Raw genomic sequence first — 17,876 nt, 5'->3', positions numbered from 1 at the left:
TTGATGAATATGATTTATGTAGAATGGAGATGCGCTCATTTTTTGGAAAAGATTCTGACTCAAACTATTTAATTAGCGATGTTAAAATTGATCCAAGCCGTAGCCCATTTATTGAAGAGAGACTTGAGATATTATATGAAGAGAATGATTTAGACGTATTAAAGGATCGTCTTAAGCATTTCAATGTAGGAGAAAACACTTACAAAGTAATTAGTTTAAATAAAATGGTCATAAATACTACTAATAAGATAAACCATGCAGAGCGTCGTAAAATTGAAAGAGAAATTGGATTGTCGATTAACGGAGCACCAGATTTAGACAATCCAGAAATTATCTTGGGGATTATTACGTTAGACGGTCGTTGGTATTTTGGCAACTATACAAAAAGTGAACCCATTTGGCTTAAACATAAACAGAAGCCACAAAATTATTCAACCGCATTGAGCACAAGAGTTGCTCGTGCTATTACTAATATTGCAGTTCCACATATAGAAAATGTACGTGCTATCGATCCCTGTTGTGGAATAGGAACTGTCATAATAGAGGGACTTTCAATGGGAATTGATATTGAAGGTCGAGACATTAATTATCATGTATGTCAGGGTTCCAGAAGTAATATCACTTATTTCGGACTAGAAGGTAAAATTACACTAGGACCGATTTCAGAGGTAACGGAGCACTATGATGTAGCGATTGTTGATTTACCATATAACTTATTTACTCACGCATCAAGGGAAGAACAAAGTGAGATACTAAAGCACGCTCGACGAATTTCAGATAAAATTATTATTGCCACAATTGATACGATTGATGACTTAATTGAAGAAGCTGGATTCGAGATAGTTGACCGATGTATTGCTAAAAAACAGTCTTTTTTACGTCAAATTATTTTATGTAAATGAGAAACACCTATATGGTGAAGGACAATAAAATAATGTTAACCCTGTCCTAATTTTAGAACAGGGTTAATATATTGTTGTGCAACTTTTAATATAGAATCTTAACTGAAAACCTTCGTCCATTCTAATTTATAGAGAAATCATCGGAATTTTAATTACTAACTTTCAGCCGTATCGCATGAAAAGTTATTTCTACTAATTAGCACGCCTTATTGTCTATAAGCAAGATGAATTCCCGTGAAGAAAGAGGATTACTCGCGAAGCAACAGAAATGACGTTCAAAGTTTACGTAAAAAAGAGCATCTACTAGCTATCAAATGAGCCAGTAGATGCTCTATCATTTTTAACTCTTGTAAAAAAGCTCAAGTACAGAACAGGGTCCTATTTTATTTTTGAATAAACATTTGTGTCCAATAATGACCATCCTGCACATAGCCTACACCGATATGGGTATAGCTTTTATTGAGAATATTGGCACGATGTCCTGCACTGTTCATCCAAGCTGTTACAACTTCTTGAGCTGAGCGTTGACCTTTTGCAATATTTTCACCAGCAGCTTTGTACGTAATACCAAAGTTTTTCATCATGGTAAAAGGTGTACCATATGTTGGGCTTGTATGGTCAAAGTACTGTTTATCATGCATATCTTGAGATTTATATTTGGCTACTCGGGATAGCTCCCAATTTTCCTGTAATGCTGGCAGACCTGCTTTGGCGCGTTCTGCATTAACAAGTTTAACAACCTCTTGCTCAACCGTGGCCTGTTCCTTTACAGGGATATTGATTTTTTGCCCAGGGGAAATTTGATTCGGATTGGCAAGCTGTGGATTGGCATCTATTAATTCTTGTACGCCTGTCTCAGTTTTCAACGCTATTTTCCAAAGTGTGTCACCAGATGTCACTGTATAGGATTCGGCTGCCATTGCCGCTGCTGGTACTAATAATGAAGCTGCGATTACTGAAGAGAGTGTTGCTTTTTTTATTTTTTTGAACATGTTCATCATCCTTCCTGTTTGCTCTACTATTATCGTAAATAGTTTCAGAGCCATAATCATCACAAAATATTTGGAAGGATTTTTACAATTGTATGACATCGACACAACACAAACGAACAAAACCCTTTATTACGCTATTTTTCATCATATGCTTTGTCATCAAGTTGCAATCTTTTTGTAATTGGCATACATTACTAATACATTCAGCTATTTAAAATGACTCAAAATAGCCTATTTTGCTAATTGTTTACGTTTTAATCGATAAATTAGTAGAATATAGAGCCCATCATAAAAGAGCGTTGCCATGGAAATAATGGTAATCAATGGCGTACGGAAGTAGAGATAAAAGCCCACCGCAGCAAACAATGTACCTACCATTTTACAGACGGCAATTCCCATTGATTGACCGGCTAAGTTCCCTCTTTGCAACAATAAAGCGATAAATAACCCTGACATCATAAGATTTTGGAAAAATGCTGTGTACTTCCCTTCAAAATCCCGAAACTCATAGACGATGCCAAAAATCATCAACATGCTGAAAAGTAACGTAACCAAAAAGGAGCCATACAATATTTTTTTAGTAAGTATCCTACGATATTCACTTGGCGCATAGCGTAAAAACTGCATTAAAATAAAGATATCCAATACAAGCCAAATGAGTGTAATGTATCGTTGGAGATCATTTTGTGGGTAAATAAAAGCAAAGATAAACTCCCATGAAATATTGGCACAAATAGCGGCCATAGGCATTCCATATTTTTTATCTTGCCACCCTTTATAAATCACGAGTATGTATGTAATTATCCAAAACAGACCCATTCCTAATTGGCAAATTAATAATAGGTTTAGTTCAGTCAATGTTCGCTCTCTCCCCTATATAGCATTCCTCCTACTATATGTGAGGAAAACGATTCATTATGTCTAAAAGTTTAATAGAAGGGTAAAGGGGTAGCTAAATATCAAATAGATGCAACCTATACATTCCATAAGTAATCCTATATAGTAAAACGAGGTGATTGAATGAAAACAAAAATTTATGTGGATAATGAACAATTTATCGCTGGGACTAGCTTGAAAGATGATATGGAACTAGAGCAAAACAATATGGCTTTGCATATTTGTGATAATGTTCAAGCTATCATCCACAATCGGCAGCATTTAGCCGCTACGTTGAACTGTGATTTGCAGCATTTTATTTGCACCGAGCAAACACATAGTGCGAACTTTCATAAAGTCACATTAGCTGATAAAGGGCGAGGTGCTGAGCAAATCGATACAGCAGTTAAAAATACCGATGCCCTTTATACCATAGAGCCGAATTTATTATTATGTAGTTTTACGGCTGATTGCGTTCCCGTTATTTTTTATAATGCTGTGAACGGACTAGTTGGCGTTATTCATTCAGGTTGGCAAGGAACTGTCAAAGAAATAACGCCCAAATTGTTTGAGCATCTGATGAATGAAGAACAATGTCGACCAGAGGATTTTCATGTCCAAATTGGTATGGCGCTGAGTCAGCAAAAGTTTGAGGTGGACGCAGATGTCTACGAAAAGTTTCACAGCCTTGGTTATGCGGAAGACTTTATGTACTACAATGCAGAAACGAATAAATATCATATTGATAATCAGCAAACAGTAAAAAAACAATGTGAGCTTGCTGGTATTCCAGCTGACAAAATTCAAATTGATGAAACTTGTACGTTCCTTAGCCCAAATGGCTTTTCCTACCGTCAGGACAAACAGGCAGGAAGACATTTAAGCTTTATTATGCGGAAAACATCCTAATTGCAAAGGCCAATTCTTGACGAATTGGCCTCCATTTATTTTAATGTACCTGTACTAATAATGGACGTTTCTACATGGACTTTAACGTCTAATTTACTAATAAGCGCCCTCGTTTTTTTCGTCGTCCATTTCCCATGATAGTACATTCTAAATTCCTCACTTAAGCCAGCTGGGTCCACCTCTGCTTTATTTAATCGCTCTAAAAAATCACCAATATCCTGTTCAAGCTGTTTATTCACATCTTTTTCTAAATTACTAATGCTTTCAACTGTAAACAAATGAGATTCTCTTTTACCCTTATACTCGCTTAATGTACCCTTGATTGTTAAGAAAATCGTTAATTTTGGTGAATTCACGTTTTGATTACTCTCTTTTTTTACACTGCTCTCAATTAAATCAATCATGAGTTTCTCTTCCCCATGCCCTGCGTTTAAGTCCAAGTGTAACGGAGCAAGATTTTTCCGTCCATTCAAAGCTTGAATCACCAGTGCTTCCTCTGGTTTAATCAGTTCATGCATATGATTTCCTTTGAAAATTGCAACACCTTCCACCTCTAATTTATCTCCTCGCTTTTCAATATAAGGTAAAATGGTATCAATTACTGGATTCGTAATTGTATACATAAAATCATGGATATTGGTGTTTGGATTAAAGGCTGTATTAATACTAGGTTCTAATAGATCATTTAAATAAAAGTTAATATTAGGTTTATCAGGATAATCTCCCTTTAGAATAGCTTCTGCGTTATCTTTTACAACAGCGATGAGCACTTTATTTCCCACCTCTGCATTGCGATATAAATGCTGAATAATCTTTCTGACATTTCCTTTTCGTGCAAAATCCTCATTGACTAATACCACACGTAATTGATTGAAAACAATCTTTTTATCTGATTGTTTTTCTATTTTGACTATGCCACTGGACACTAGATCTGTCGTAATGGAAAAATTTTGCGTATCCTGCTCTGCCTCTGGAGAGTATTGAGGAATAGCCACTGTAAGCCTCATCTCATTTTCATCAATGTAATCAAATGCCATCGAATCAACCATGCCAATATCCTCTAATGGCACTTTTAGTTCTTTTCGAGAACAGCCCACAAGTAAAATTAAAACAATCAAACTGAGTATACATAGACGTGTTTTCATACTTGCACCTGCTTTTTCCTAAATAAGTAGATCATGATTAAAAATAGTGGCCAAATAATTAAGATATACCCTATATAGTTACTTGCCATAAATAATTTATCCTGAACCTCTCGCGAAACAGGCATTTTAATAATGACAAAAATCAGACAGGTAATCATATATAAGTAATAATTCTTCTTTTTTTTAGGTAACGGAAATAATGCATGGGCACCTTGTTTCGCACACCATACATAAGCAGTCATAGAAGTTAAAATCAGAAATACCCAAAGTGTAATGCCAATAATATCAATACGCTCTATAAAGGTAAATTCCCCTGCTTTAAATAAATTCAACACCGAAAACTCTACATTTTTCAATTGCCATTCCGAATAATACATCACACTAATAAGCGTTGTGATAAAACATAAAAAAACACTAATCCAAACGCCTAATAAGGAATGACGAAAAGCCTTCTTTTTATCAATGATAAAAGGAAAATAAAATACAATTAATTCATATCCAAGAAATGAAAAATAGCCTTGCTTGAATGCTGCATAAAACTCTTTAGTCGTAAAATTAAAGAGAGGTAGAAGATGACTTACACTCCCTTTTTCAATCGCCCACCGTGTAAAATAGAACATCCAAATCGTAATAAAAAATGTCATGATACAAAATCTTGCAATTGATTTTATACCGCCGTTTACGATGTAAATAAGCAAAAGTAAAAAGCAAAGTACAGGTAATGTAATCGTTTGTTCCTGTAACGCTGTACTTTGTATTAAATGCATATAGTTACTTATAATCCCTGCACTAAAAACAATACATTGTATAATGATGAAAAAATTGATGGTTTTCCCGATATATTTTCCTAAAAGTATTTCGTTCATCTTAAATAAATCATCATTAGGAAATTTTGAACACAGCCATACCATTGCAAACAGTGTAAGAGTTGCTATCAGACCATATAAAAGTGGCATAAATGTTTGAGAATATCCCATAGAACTTAATTTTTGAGGTAGTGAAAGGATACCCGTACCAAGCATTACACTTTGAGCTAAAAAAATGACATGATAGCGATTTAACACTTTGTCTTTCGTTGTACTCAAAGTTGACCACCTCATTCCTCTAGTTCTATTTTTTCTGTGCTTTTGAAAGACCTGATTTACTTTTTAGGTATTTAGTTGGAAATCGGATGACACCATCCAATAAATCGCTTGGCTTTCTTGGAATGCCTGGAGTCATATAATGCGTCCCTAACGATTTTAAACTTAATAAATGATGAATTAACCAGGCAAAGGCGAGCATCTGGCCAAATAAGCCAAAGAGCCCCGCTGATAAAATAAAAATATAGCGCACAAACCGACTAGTATTACTCATTAAGAAAATCGGCGGTAGGAACGATAATAAGGCAGATGTCGCAACTAGCACGATGAGAATATTACTGAGTAATCCCGCTTCTACAGCAGCAGTCCCAATGACAATACCTCCTACGATACCAATTGTTTGACCGACTTTGGCAGGCATTCGAGAACCCGCTTCTCGTAACACTTCAATAATCAGCTCGATAAATAGCACTTCAATCAGCGGTGGAAATGGTACTTTACTCCTCGACTCTTGAAGATTTAATAATAATTCATAGGGCAATATTTCTGGATGAAAGGTTAGAGCTGATATATACATGGGGGTAATCATAATTGTTAGGAAAAAACCAAAAAAGCGTAACATCCTTAGTAAAGTTGCCGTTGTCCATCGGTTGTAATAATCTTCAATCGACACAAACATTTCAAAAAAAGACGTAGGACAAACAATTGCTAACTGACTATTATCCATAAAAACGACGATTCTACCATCTAGAAGATAACGGCAAATACTATCTGGACGAACTGTCATATAATATTGCGGAAAGGGTGATAAAGGATTATCCTCAATTAATTGCTTCAGCACAGATATATCCGTAAATAATGGATAATCTACTTGATCTATCCGATTTCTTAAATCCTCTAAATTTTTATGACTCACAATATTATCCATATACATAATCGAAATTTTAATATTGGCTTCAGACCCGACAACACGGTTTTCGTTTTTAAGCATAGCGCTTTGTATGCGTCTTCTCACCAATGAAATATTTGTTTCTAATGATTCTGTAAATGCATCCTGTGGACCGATTACTGTGGACTCCGTTTCAGTATCTGTAATGGCCCTTGTCGGTGCACTATACGTATCCACGCTTAACAACGCATTCGTTTCATGAAAAAAAAGGAGGGTTTGCCCAGCATTCAATTTTTTAACGGCTCCCTGGACATCCTTTGGGTCCACATATTGAGCGATTTGATGAATTTGTTTTAAATTATTAGCCAACGGAATCGTCACCATGGTTTGTAAGGTCATTTTTTCAATGAGCGAGGAGAAATAAATGACCGTGACATCTCCCTCTTCTGTCGCCACCATTTTCAGTTTTACATCATCAATTTCGTTGATCTCCTGCGTCAATTTAGCTACAATTTGTTCCGGTATCTCGTTCATTTCTTTCAACCCCTTTAATTCCGATGAATACCAGTCATTGTCATTCATTTTTTAGTAGTTTGGCTTTTATCCGTTCATTTATGTAAAAATTGTGCTAGTAAAAATAGACAGAAAAAAGGATGCATCTCACGTTGAGATACATCCCTCTAGCTTATTCTATAGAATCTTTACTGTAGCGGTTTTTGCCAATCCCAAACACATAGTAGCTAATTGTTACGAGGATTAGGAAAATAATACCGACAATTAATGATATACGTGTATCATCATTAATCCACATACCAACTAATACCATGATTAAAAAGATAATCGTTACATAGTTTGTAATGGGTGCGAAAGGCATTTTGAAAGGATGCTTAGTCAGTTGCGCACCCTTCTCTTTTCTAAAGCGAATTTGACTGATTAAAATAATAAACCATGGAATCATTCCTGGTAAAACACTCGCACTATATATATAAACAAATAAATTTTCAGGAGCAATATAGCTTAGGATGACACCAATGAATAGCCCGACTAACACACCTGCTGTTCCAAATAAAGGTACGCCATTCCTTGAAAGCTTGGCGAAAAATTTTGGTGCTTGTCCATTCATCGCAAGAGTATATAACATACGTCCAGCGCTATAAATCCCACTGTTACAGCCTGACATAGCTGCTGTGATTACAACAAAATTAATGATACCTGCGGCAGCTGTAATACCTACTTTAGCAAATGTCGCCACAAATGGACTACCTATTGTCCCAAGTTCATCCCAAGGATACACCGTCACAATGACAAAGATTGCACCGATATAGAAAATTAAAATACGCCAAATGATACTTTGAATGGCATTAGTAATCGTTTTTTGTGGATTTTTTGCTTCTCCAGCCGTAATCCCGATAAGCTCTACCCCTTGATATGCAGCAACAACTAAAGATAAGGCAAAGAAGAAGCCTGTCCAGCCACCTGTAAAGAAGCCACCGTGACTCCACAAATTAGATAAACCAATGGCGATACCATCATTGCCAAAGCCAAAGAAGATCAGCCCTACACCTGCTACAATCATTAAAATGATCGTGACAATTTTAATCATCGCAAACCAAAATTCAAATTCCCCAAATGATTTGACAGAAATAAAGTTCGCCAAACCTAAAATAATCATCGCAATAAGACCTGGTATCCACGCTGGTAATTCTGGATACCAGTATTGCATATACGTTCCGACTGCTATAATTTCAGACATCCCAACAATAACCCATTGGAACCAGTTACTCCACGCTGTTAAATACCCCGCTAAAGGATGGATATACTTATAGCCAAACGTTGCAAAAGAGCCTGTACTCGGCTCCATATAAAGCATCTCACCCATTGCTCTCATAATGAAAAAAATAAAAATACCTGCAATACCATAGGCAAGGAGTACAGAAGGTCCCGTCCATTGAATTGCACTGGCCGAGCCCATAAATAGCCCTACACCAATCGTACCGCCAAGTGCAATCATTTGGATATGACGTGCTTCTAATCCTCGTTTTAATTCCTTATTGGCCACCCGTTAACGCCTCTTTTCTGATGTTCTCTCTACGTTGAATACCTTTAAAATCATAATCAATTTTTCTAAAAAAGACAAATGTATTTTTAGGAAAAACAAAAAATAATGATATTTTGATAGATTTAGCTCATACCGTTCTTTCATTTTATAACTTTACTAAATAACGCAAAGGAGTCTCCACTAGGTTAGTAGAGACTTCTCATGTTGTTGAAAAAAGATGATGTCAACGGCAGAAAAAGCAAATTTGCAAGGTGAGAGGTTGATTTCCGTTCCGTCAGCGCCCTTTCCAGGGGGCGTCCGATGAGCCGCTTCACTCACTTACGCTCGCTCCAGGGTCTCATCTGTGACGCTAAATCCCCTTGGAGTGACGCTGGCTCCACTCCAATCAACCATTCTGCAAAGTGCCTTTACTTTTTTCATAGTAATATAGCGATTAAATAGCCCATTATTTTTAGAGGGAATAAGCTCTTATTTTCAATATGGAGAAGTGATGCGTGACAACACCTCTTCATAAAAAGTAGTGAACACCTTCACTTTATTTGAAAATTTCGCTAAAAAGGTAACACTTTTGTGGGCTGGAGTGAAAGGCTACTTGACTCCCGTGGGATAGCGAGACAGGCGAGCCTCTAAACGGAGCGGTAGCGGAGGGAGCGGCTCGGCGCTCGCCCACAGGAAAGCAAGTAGCCTGCAACGAAAATCCATTTCTCCCTTTCAATTGACTGTTTTGTTTTTCCACACTAAGAGAAGTCTCCACTAGGTTAGTAGAGACTTCTTTTAACGCTTAATTTGATTAATAGGCTAGTATAACTTTTCCCTAAATTATCAACATTAAAAATACCTAATAATCCATTCGATAGTACAAGTAGCTTGTCTTTCCCATATGTATCAAAAAAACAGTTATCCATATATCACCAATAATTAAAGTATATAGCTAGAAATCACTTGTTCTATTTTTGTGGAAATTGGATGAATAGTTAAGCAAAATAATCTGAAGTCAAATTTATTACCCCGTTATGTCGCAACCTTCCATAGTTACCAATCGTTATCGTTAATAGTTGCTTCTAACAAAGGGGAGATATTTGAATGTTACATTTCAATAAATTGGATAAAAGTTTAGTAATTAGCTTGATGCTACTAGGTATGATTAGTTGTCTCTTTGTCCATTCCAGTAGTACGGTGTTCGAACAGTATTCAAGCTCATTTATTATAAAGCAGTTTATTTATTACATAATCGGATTTTTAACTATGTATGGGATAGCCATACTTGATATTGAACAGCTTAAAAAAATTGGCTGGCCGTTTTATTGGATAATGGTGTTATTAACATTTAGCTTATTCATTGCACCTGAAAGTATAGCTAGAACTATAAACGAGGCGAAGCGCTGGTACCAAATTCCTTTGCTAGGATCATTTCAGCCGTCAGAGTTTTTAAAGTTCGCCTTTTTAATCGTTGTCAGCAAGGTTATCGTCGCACATCGAGAGAAATACGAACGTCCTACCTTTTTCACGGATATGAGGCTTCTCTTCATAATTGCTATTATATCTCTTCCACCGATGCTCGCCGTTTACAAGCAACCTGATACAGGCATGGTCATGCTTTATATGTCGATGATTTTACCAATGATTTTCTTTTCAGGTATACAAAGAAAATTGCTTGTCATCTTTACAGCCGTCCCTCTATCAATTATTAGTGTTGTGGTACTTTTATATATAAAATCCCACGATTTTTTTACAGATAAAATTTTAAATAAATTATCAGGGCATCAAATTTCTCGAATTCATGGTTGGTTACAGCCATATGAATATCCAGATTCTTCTTATCAAACGAGGCAGGGGTTTTTAGCAATTGGTACAGGTGAGTTTACTGGGAAAGGATACATGAACAATAATGTTTATGTCGTGGAGAAACATACTGATTTTATTTTTGCGAATATTGCCGAAGAGCTAGGCTTTATTGGAGGATCATTTATAATTGCACTTTTATTTTTTGTTATTTACCGTATTGTTGTTATTACAGTACAAGCAAGAGACCCATTTATGACACTGATGGGTGCAGGAATTTCTAGCTTATTGGCCTTCCAAATTACCCAAAATATTGGTATGACCATTGGACTTCTACCAGTAACTGGTATGACACTGCCATTTTTAAGCTATGGTGGAAGTTCACTAATATCAAATTTTATGCTAATGGGTATTGTGATGATTATCTACAAATCTTATAGCGGCTATATGTTTAAAGCAACAAAGGAATAAGTAATGAAATGTATAAGCTTTTAGTATTACTGCTTCTAGCAGGAGTAGCTTTCTTATGCTTACCATCTGGCGTAAAACTTTACCTATATCTGCTTTGATTTGCCCATAAATAATCTGTCTTCTATACTGGGGAGCAAAGACGATTTAATACTTACAATTCCATGTTGTGTGCTAAACTTTTATAATCCATTTGGATTCCCTTTCGTACGAAGTTGATTGACCAGACCTCATTGTACGAAAGGGGGGTTTTTTCTTGTCTATAGCTAGAAGCTCTTTGGAACCCTCGCATCGTTTCAAAAGATACAAAAAACTCTATTCCCATCTCATTGAAAGGAATAGAGTGTAGGTCATTATTGTAATAATGTTTGTTCTTGTAATTTTGCAGAGAAGTATTTACGTGCATCCGCTGTCAGAATTTGCAACAATGTCACTTCTTCCTGACGAGCAAATTCTACAAACATCCCACTTAAATTTTCGTAGACATATTTGATTTTAAAGCCACTATCTAAATAATGATCTACTTTTTGGATTTCCTCTGTGCTTTGTTGGAATTCAGACATGTCATCACCTCACCTTCTTTTAAAAATGTCTTGATGTAGTCTATCTTACTCGGCGCCCTTCATTTCTAACAGAGGATCTGGTTGCTCCACAAGTTCTTCCTCCTCTAGGGCCGACGTTGGAGCAGATGCTGGTTGCCCAAATAGTTCATCCAAATTATGCCCGACTGTAATGCCTAAATATTTGGCATCACTCGGGTCTTCTAGCTCCGCCTGTGGATACTTTTTAAACCACCAATACTTCGCTAATACATAATATACAGCCGCTCCAACAACAAATCCTACTAAAGAGGAATAAGTTGCAAAAATATTCGCGACCGCTCCCCCAATGACCCAGGCAATTAACCCGGCCATATTAAAGCCCTTATAATATTTAAATTGCCCATCTAACTCATAAAGCTCTTTAACATGAACACGGCGTTTACGAATTAGGTAATAATCAGCAAATAAAATACCTACAATGGCCGTTAAAATACCGCCAATTATTAATAGGACATTGACCATCACATCAAATAGGCTCCAAGGCTGTGCAATAATACCAATAATTCCTGCAATGACAACCCCTACCCAAAACGGTACTTTAGGACCGCCAATATTAGAGAAAATCGTCGCAGCTGGCACAACATTGGCAGAGGTATTAGTCGACCATTGCGCTAACACAATCATCAACAATAAAATACCTAAAATAAAGCCGCTTGCACTTTGTTGTAGGGCGTTGATCGGATCAGCCGATGCAACAGCCATATAACAAACTGCTCCAATTGCGACAATGAATGTATTGGTAATTGGCATAACAATTAATGAGCCAACAAGCTGTGTTTTATTACGCTTAAACCAATTTCGCTCATTTTTAGGTGCCTTAAAGAAACGAGATAGGGAAGGCATATCGGCTGCGAGTGTTGCCCAAAAGCCCATATTTGCCATCACGACTACCATAAAAGCGGTAAAAGCAGCAATGCCTGTTGTTGGGGTTTCCACCCACGTCCAAATATTTTTTCCTTGTGACGTTGCACTATCTGCTAATGTGTAGTACATCCAACAAGAAATTAAAATAATGACAGGTGCTGCTAAATCAGCAAAGCGCTCAATGGATTTAATACCTAGGGATGTATTAAAAAGTTGAAGAGCAGCAAATACAAGGAAACAGATAAACCAATTATTAAAGCCAAACATTAAATTTAAAATACCATTTATCGCTAAAGCACCGAAATACGTATTAAGACCAAACCAACAAGCAGCTGTGACACCACGTACAAGGGAAGGTATATGTGTACCGAATGTGCCAAAAGGTGCACGCATATAGACTGGGAATGATAGCCCATGCTCAATTCCTATATCACCAATTAACGTCATAAAGACACCGATTAAACAAGAGCCTACCAATGTTGCTACAATAACCATTGGTAGTGATAAGTTCATAATGGCTGAGCCACCAATGGCAAAAGCTGCTAGAACAATCGCCATGCCAATCCAAATCACTGCAAAACCAAATGTTCCAATATTTCTTTGTTGATGTGTCACTGGAAGTAAATCTGGGGATTTCAAATAATTCCCTTCACGTTCCATCCTACTTCTCTCCTTTTTCTCTAATTTCCGTGACAACCTACTTGAAGTTATGCCTTCCTCCACCAAATGCTGAAGGAAGGTGGAATTTCGATTTTAATCATCTGTTATCTTATATTCAGTATTGAGCTAAAGAGGCCATTATTTTGACAGACTGCTCAGAAGGGCTTGACGTTCATTCCATGTCATTGGCGGAATCGTTGATGGACGTTCTACCATTGTAATGGCACCGTCGACAGGACAAACAATGGAGCATAGGTTACAGCCGACACAGTCTTCCTCACGAACCTTTAGCATTGGACGATCACCCTCTGTATAGAGATCAATACATTGATGGGAAGTATCCTCGCACGCAATATGGCACTTATTACAATTGATACAAACATCATTATTAATTTCTGCAACAATTTTATAATTTAAATCCAAATCACCCCAGCTTGAATATCTTTGCACAGAGCGACCTACTAAATCCATGACCGAAGCTAGGCCTTTATCATCTAAATAATTATTCAGTCCATCAATCATATCCTCCACAATACTAAAACCATGATGCATCGCTGCTGTACATACTTGGACGCCTGTGGCACCCATTAAAATAAACTCTGCTGCATCTTGCCAGTTCGAGATACCACCAATGCCCGAAATCGGTACATTGACTAATGGATTACGGGCACATTCTGCAACCATATTGAGGGCAATCGGTTTAACTGCTGGACCACAATAGCCACCATGTGCCCCTTTGCCAGCTACATTAGGCACTGTATTCCACGAATCTAAATCGACACCTGCTAAACTATTAATCGTATTAATCATACTAACTGCATCTGCTCCACCTCTTGTCGCTGCCTCCGCCGTTACAGTAATATCTGTAATGTTTGGTGTTAGCTTCACAATAACAGGTGTACGCGCTGCTTCCTTTACCCAGTACGTTTGTTTTTCCACCAACTCAGGGACTTGACCAGAGGCAGAACCCATGCCTCGTTCTGCCATCCCATGTGGACAACCAAAGTTAAGCTCAAGACCATCAACCCCCACATCTTCTACGCGTTTCACAATTTCATGCCACTTTTCCTGCTTTGGCTCTACCATTAACGAGGCAATAATCGCATGATTCGGAAATCTCTTTTTCGTCTCATATATTTCTTGTAAATTTACTTCTAATGGTCGATCTGTAATTAACTCAATATTGTTGAAACCTGCGACACGTTGACCATTAAAACTAACTGCTGCAAAACGAGAGGACACATTTAAAATTGGTTCCCCCAATGTTTTCCAAACAGCACCACCCCAGCCTGCTTCAAATGCACGCTGTACTTGATAACCTGAATTCGTTGGTGGTGCGGATGCTAGCCAAAATGGATTAGGTGATTTGATACCCGCTAAATTAATGCGTAAGTCAGCCATATAAGTTCCCCCTCTATCCCTTATTAACAAGCTATTTTGTACCGAAAGCATAGCATCAGGTATAAGCTGTAAGACCCCGACTTCAGAATGTAAAGGTATGCCCAAATATTCAAATGCTGAATCAACAGCCTGTAAAAACCCGATTGGTGAAACTAACAATCCGTGGAGGATGAAAAACCTCCACGGATTGAAGGTTCACTTTATCCCGTATTAACAGGCTGTAAGTCCACTACTTCCCAATGTAAAGTAATGCTAAAGTATTCAAATGAAGGATCAACAGCCTGTAAAAACCCGATTGGTGAAACTAACAATCCGTGGAGGATGAAAAACCTCCACGGATTGAAGGTTCACTTTATGCAATCTCACTTGGTTTTCTTAAACGTTCATGAATCTTGTATGCTGCATCTTTTCCTTGTTGTACAGCGGTCACCACCATCGCTTCCCCCTGTCCATTACCAAAGACAACATCTCCACAAGCAAATACTTTGTCATGAGACGTTTGCATTGTCGTTTCATCAATATCGACAACCCCATTTGTATGGGCTAAACCAAAGGCTTCAATTAACGATACAAAACGCGTTTGTCCAATGGCTTTAATCACCGCATCCACTTCGATGATAAAATTGGAGCCTTCAACTTCTTCTGGTCGTTGTCTCCCATCAGCACCAGCCTCACCAAGCTTCATTTTCACACATTCAATGCCTGTCACCTTGCCCGCTTCATTGCCAATAATTTTCTTCGGTGCAGTTAGCCATTTAAATTCCACGCCATCCTGCTTAGCAAATTCATATTCAAATTTGTACGCTGTCATTTCTTTTTGCGTTCTTCTGTACAGAATTTGCACATTGTCAGCACCTAAGCGCACTGCACTTGTAGCACCATCAATGGCTGTATTTCCTGCTCCAATCACAGCTACTCGTTTTCCTACAATATCATTTGTAAGCGGTCCCATTTTTGTTTTTCGCACAAAGTCAATGGCATCATGTACACCTTCTAGTTCTTCACCTTTAATGCCCAGATTCGGCACAGCCCCCATACCGACAGCTAATATCACACTGTCATATTGCGCCAAAATTTCAGCTGCTGTAATATCAACACCTACAGCTGTATTGGTTTGAATGTCCACACCGAGCTGTTCAATTTGGTCCACTTCCCAATCTACAACTTCATTTGGTAAACGGAACGCTACAATGCCATAGCTACCTAAACCTCCAGCCTTTGCCTCCGCCTCATAAATCGTTACATGATAGCCTAAGCGGCTGAGTTCACGTGCTGCCGATAAACCAGCAGGGCCTGCTCCAATAATGGCTACTTTCTGTCCATTATGCTGGCCTGGTTGGAATAGCTGGGCATTTGTTTCCATTGCCCAATCCGTTGCATAACGCTGTAACTCACCAATTTTAATTGGCTTTGTTGAAGAATTTAAGACACACGCCCCTTCACATAGTTCTTCTGTTGGACAAACCCTCGCACAGCTTGCACCAATAGGATTTGCTTCTAATATAGTCGTAGCAGAACCCTTCATATTACCAGATGCAATTTTTTTTATGAAATTCGGGATTTGAATACTTGTTGGACAGGCTTTAATACATGGAGCGTCATAGCAATATAGACAACGATTGGCTTCCTCAATAGCCTCATTCTTTGTCATCTTTCCTTTTAATTCCATGAAATTACGTCTAATCTGTATGGTCATCGCGTTTTCTTGAATCGGAACCATTTCCACATCCCCCTCATGTGAGCATTTTTTCCGTGAATCAATTACTAAACCGATTGTTTTGTTCTCCAGTCAAAACAATCGGTCGTCTACTGAAGGAAGCTAAATATTTAACGCTTCCGCAACTACTGTTCTTAATGGACGTTTAATGTATTGTCCACTGCCAAGTATGCCTACAAATTCTTTATTTTTAATGACATATTCCCCTCGGACTAGGACACTAACAGGCTCCCCTGTCACTTCCCAGCCTTCATATGGGTTATAGTCAACATTCATATGATGCGTTTTAGCCGAAATTTGGCGTTTTGCCTCTGGATCAAAAATAACGATATCCGCATCAGAACCAATCGCAATCGTTCCTTTTTGCGGGAATAAGCCAAATATTTTTGCCGCACTAGTAGAAATCATATCCACAAATTCATGGATTGAAATTCTCCCCTTTGCTACGCCCTCCGAATATAAAATACTGAATCGATCTTCAATGAATGGCCCGCCATTTGGAATTTTCGAGAAATCATTTAAGCCTAGCTGCTTTTTGCCCTTAAAGCTAAAGGAGCATTGATCTGAGCCAATGGTCTGAAGCTGTTTCGCCTTTAATGCATGCCATAAATGCTCTTGATGATACTTCGGACGAAGTGGTGGCGACCATACATATTTGGCTCCCTCAAAGCCTGGCTGTGCTAAGGCTGATTGATCGAGTGTTAAATATGGCGGACAAGTTTCACCATAGACGTCATAGCCTTTTTCACGAGCAGCAATAATTTCATCCACTGCTTCTTTACATGTCACATGCACCACATAGAGCTTTGCTCCAGCAATATGGGCTAATTCGATGGCACGCTTTGTTGCCTCTCCCTCTAATTCGGCTGGACGAGTCAGTGCATGATAAATGGGTTCCTTATGACCAGCACGTCGAGCTTCTTCTACCAGCTCATCAATAACAGAGCCATTCTCACAATGTACCATCACCACAGCACCAAGATCTTTAGCGATTTTAAAGGCTTTAAATAAAGTACGATCTGTTGCTTGGAATTCTTTTGCATACGCCATAAAGACTTTTACAGAGGTAATGCCCTCTTGCTCCAGTAGCTTCGGTAATTCAGCTTCCGTTTCAGGTGTTAAGTCGCCAATCATTAGGTGGAAACCATAATCAATAGCTGACTTTCCTTTAGCCTTGTCATGCCATTTCTCCACCGCTGTAGACAATTTTTCTTCCCCAGCTGTTAAACAGAAATCTAAAATAGTAGTTGTCCCACCATAGGCCGCTGCAATTGTACCTGATTTCCAATCATCATCTGTCACCGTATTATTGAATGGCATATCTAAATGCGTATGGGGATCAATGCCACCAGGTAATACGTACTTCCCTGTTGCATCAATTATTTCAGCATTAGCATCCGTTAAATTTTGTCCAATCTGAACAATTTTACCGTTATCAATTAAAATATCTGCCTCAAATACGTCAGCAGCAGTTGCAACTCGTCCACCTTTAATGATTTTTTTCATTGTGCCCCTCACCCTTCATCAC

At 38.0% G+C, this 17,876-nt stretch carries 14 protein-coding genes and 1 pseudogene; 3 read left to right on the top strand and 12 right to left on the bottom strand.

The features are described from left to right. The first annotated feature begins 23 nt into the window (after positions 1-23). Positions 24-902: an RNA methyltransferase gene (locus MHI04_RS07525; protein ID WP_342535763.1), complete on the top strand. Its 879-nt coding sequence runs from the start codon at positions 24-26 to the stop codon at positions 900-902. Positions 903-1,285: 383 nt separating this feature from the next. On the opposite strand, the gene safA is transcribed toward MHI04_RS07525, so the two are convergent. After that, positions 1,286-1,894 (bottom strand): SafA/ExsA family spore coat assembly protein, encoded by a 609-nt coding sequence (gene safA, locus MHI04_RS07520; protein WP_342535479.1) that lies wholly within the window; start codon positions 1,892-1,894, stop codon positions 1,286-1,288. Between the two features lie 231 nt (positions 1,895-2,125). Beyond that, entirely contained in the window at positions 2,126-2,752 is a 627-nt protein-coding gene (locus MHI04_RS07515; protein WP_342535478.1) for a hypothetical protein, read from the bottom strand. Between the two features lie 162 nt (positions 2,753-2,914). On the opposite strand from MHI04_RS07515, the gene pgeF reads away from it, so the two are divergent. Further along, complete coding sequence (pgeF, locus tag MHI04_RS07510; RefSeq protein WP_342535477.1) at positions 2,915-3,679, top strand: peptidoglycan editing factor PgeF; 765 nt, start codon at positions 2,915-2,917, stop codon at positions 3,677-3,679. Positions 3,680-3,714: 35 nt separating this feature from the next. On the opposite strand, the gene MHI04_RS07505 is transcribed toward pgeF, so the two are convergent. The 4 genes from MHI04_RS07505 to MHI04_RS07490 form a co-directional block, all read right to left on the bottom strand. Beyond that, a complete protein-coding gene (locus MHI04_RS07505) occupies positions 3,715-4,824 on the bottom strand; it encodes a Ger(x)C family spore germination protein (RefSeq protein WP_036118653.1) in 1,110 nt (369 codons plus the stop codon). Next, the gene (locus tag MHI04_RS07500) at positions 4,821-5,909 is read right to left on the bottom strand and encodes a GerAB/ArcD/ProY family transporter (protein ID WP_058844603.1); all 1,089 of its coding nucleotides are present in this window, start codon (positions 5,907-5,909) and stop codon (positions 4,821-4,823) included. The genes MHI04_RS07505 and MHI04_RS07500 overlap by 4 nt, the downstream gene beginning before the upstream one ends. A 25-nt stretch (positions 5,910-5,934) precedes the next feature. Next, positions 5,935-7,329 (bottom strand): spore germination protein, encoded by a 1,395-nt coding sequence (locus MHI04_RS07495; protein ID WP_340810298.1) that lies wholly within the window; start codon positions 7,327-7,329, stop codon positions 5,935-5,937. Positions 7,330-7,480: 151 nt separating this feature from the next. Further along, the gene (locus tag MHI04_RS07490; RefSeq protein WP_342535476.1) at positions 7,481-8,854 is read right to left on the bottom strand and encodes an amino acid permease; all 1,374 of its coding nucleotides are present in this window, start codon (positions 8,852-8,854) and stop codon (positions 7,481-7,483) included. A 1,083-nt stretch (positions 8,855-9,937) separates the two neighbouring features. On the opposite strand from MHI04_RS07490, the gene MHI04_RS07485 reads away from it, so the two are divergent. Then, positions 9,938-11,107: an FtsW/RodA/SpoVE family cell cycle protein gene (locus MHI04_RS07485; RefSeq protein ID WP_271912815.1), complete on the top strand. Its 1,170-nt coding sequence runs from the start codon at positions 9,938-9,940 to the stop codon at positions 11,105-11,107. A gap of 30 nt (positions 11,108-11,137) precedes the next feature. Here MHI04_RS07485 and MHI04_RS07480 read toward each other — a convergent pair. The 6 genes and pseudogenes from MHI04_RS07480 to hydA form a co-directional block, all read right to left on the bottom strand. Then, positions 11,138-11,251 (bottom strand): annotated as a pseudogene (locus MHI04_RS07480) (IS200/IS605 family transposase); the annotation flags it as partial. 206 nt (positions 11,252-11,457) lie between these two features. Further along, positions 11,458-11,667, bottom strand: a complete 210-nt coding sequence (locus tag MHI04_RS07475; protein WP_016995612.1) for a hypothetical protein — start codon at positions 11,665-11,667, stop codon at positions 11,458-11,460. 45 nt (positions 11,668-11,712) lie between these two features. Continuing rightward, complete coding sequence (locus MHI04_RS07470) at positions 11,713-13,230, bottom strand: NCS1 family transporter (RefSeq protein WP_036118680.1); 1,518 nt, start codon at positions 13,228-13,230, stop codon at positions 11,713-11,715. 138 nt (positions 13,231-13,368) lie between these two features. Next, complete coding sequence (gene preA / locus MHI04_RS07465; RefSeq protein WP_036118683.1) at positions 13,369-14,631, bottom strand: NAD-dependent dihydropyrimidine dehydrogenase subunit PreA; 1,263 nt, start codon at positions 14,629-14,631, stop codon at positions 13,369-13,371. Between the two features lie 352 nt (positions 14,632-14,983). Further along, positions 14,984-16,351 carry an NAD(P)-dependent oxidoreductase gene (locus tag MHI04_RS07460; protein WP_342535475.1) on the bottom strand — a complete coding sequence of 456 codons (1,368 nt, stop codon included), beginning with the start codon at positions 16,349-16,351 and terminating at the stop codon, positions 14,984-14,986. A gap of 99 nt (positions 16,352-16,450) precedes the next feature. After that, on the bottom strand, positions 16,451-17,854 hold the full coding sequence (gene hydA / locus MHI04_RS07455) for a dihydropyrimidinase (RefSeq protein WP_058844631.1): 1,404 nt from the start codon (positions 17,852-17,854) through the stop codon (positions 16,451-16,453). Positions 17,855-17,876: the final 22 nt, after the last annotated feature.

Source organism: Lysinibacillus sp. FSL K6-1151 (assembly GCF_038630755.1).
Classification (GTDB): Bacteria; Bacillota; Bacilli; order Bacillales_A; family Planococcaceae; genus Lysinibacillus; species Lysinibacillus fusiformis_D.
Note: the sequence above shows the minus strand (reverse complement) of the source record. Positions and strands in the feature narration are given on the sequence as shown.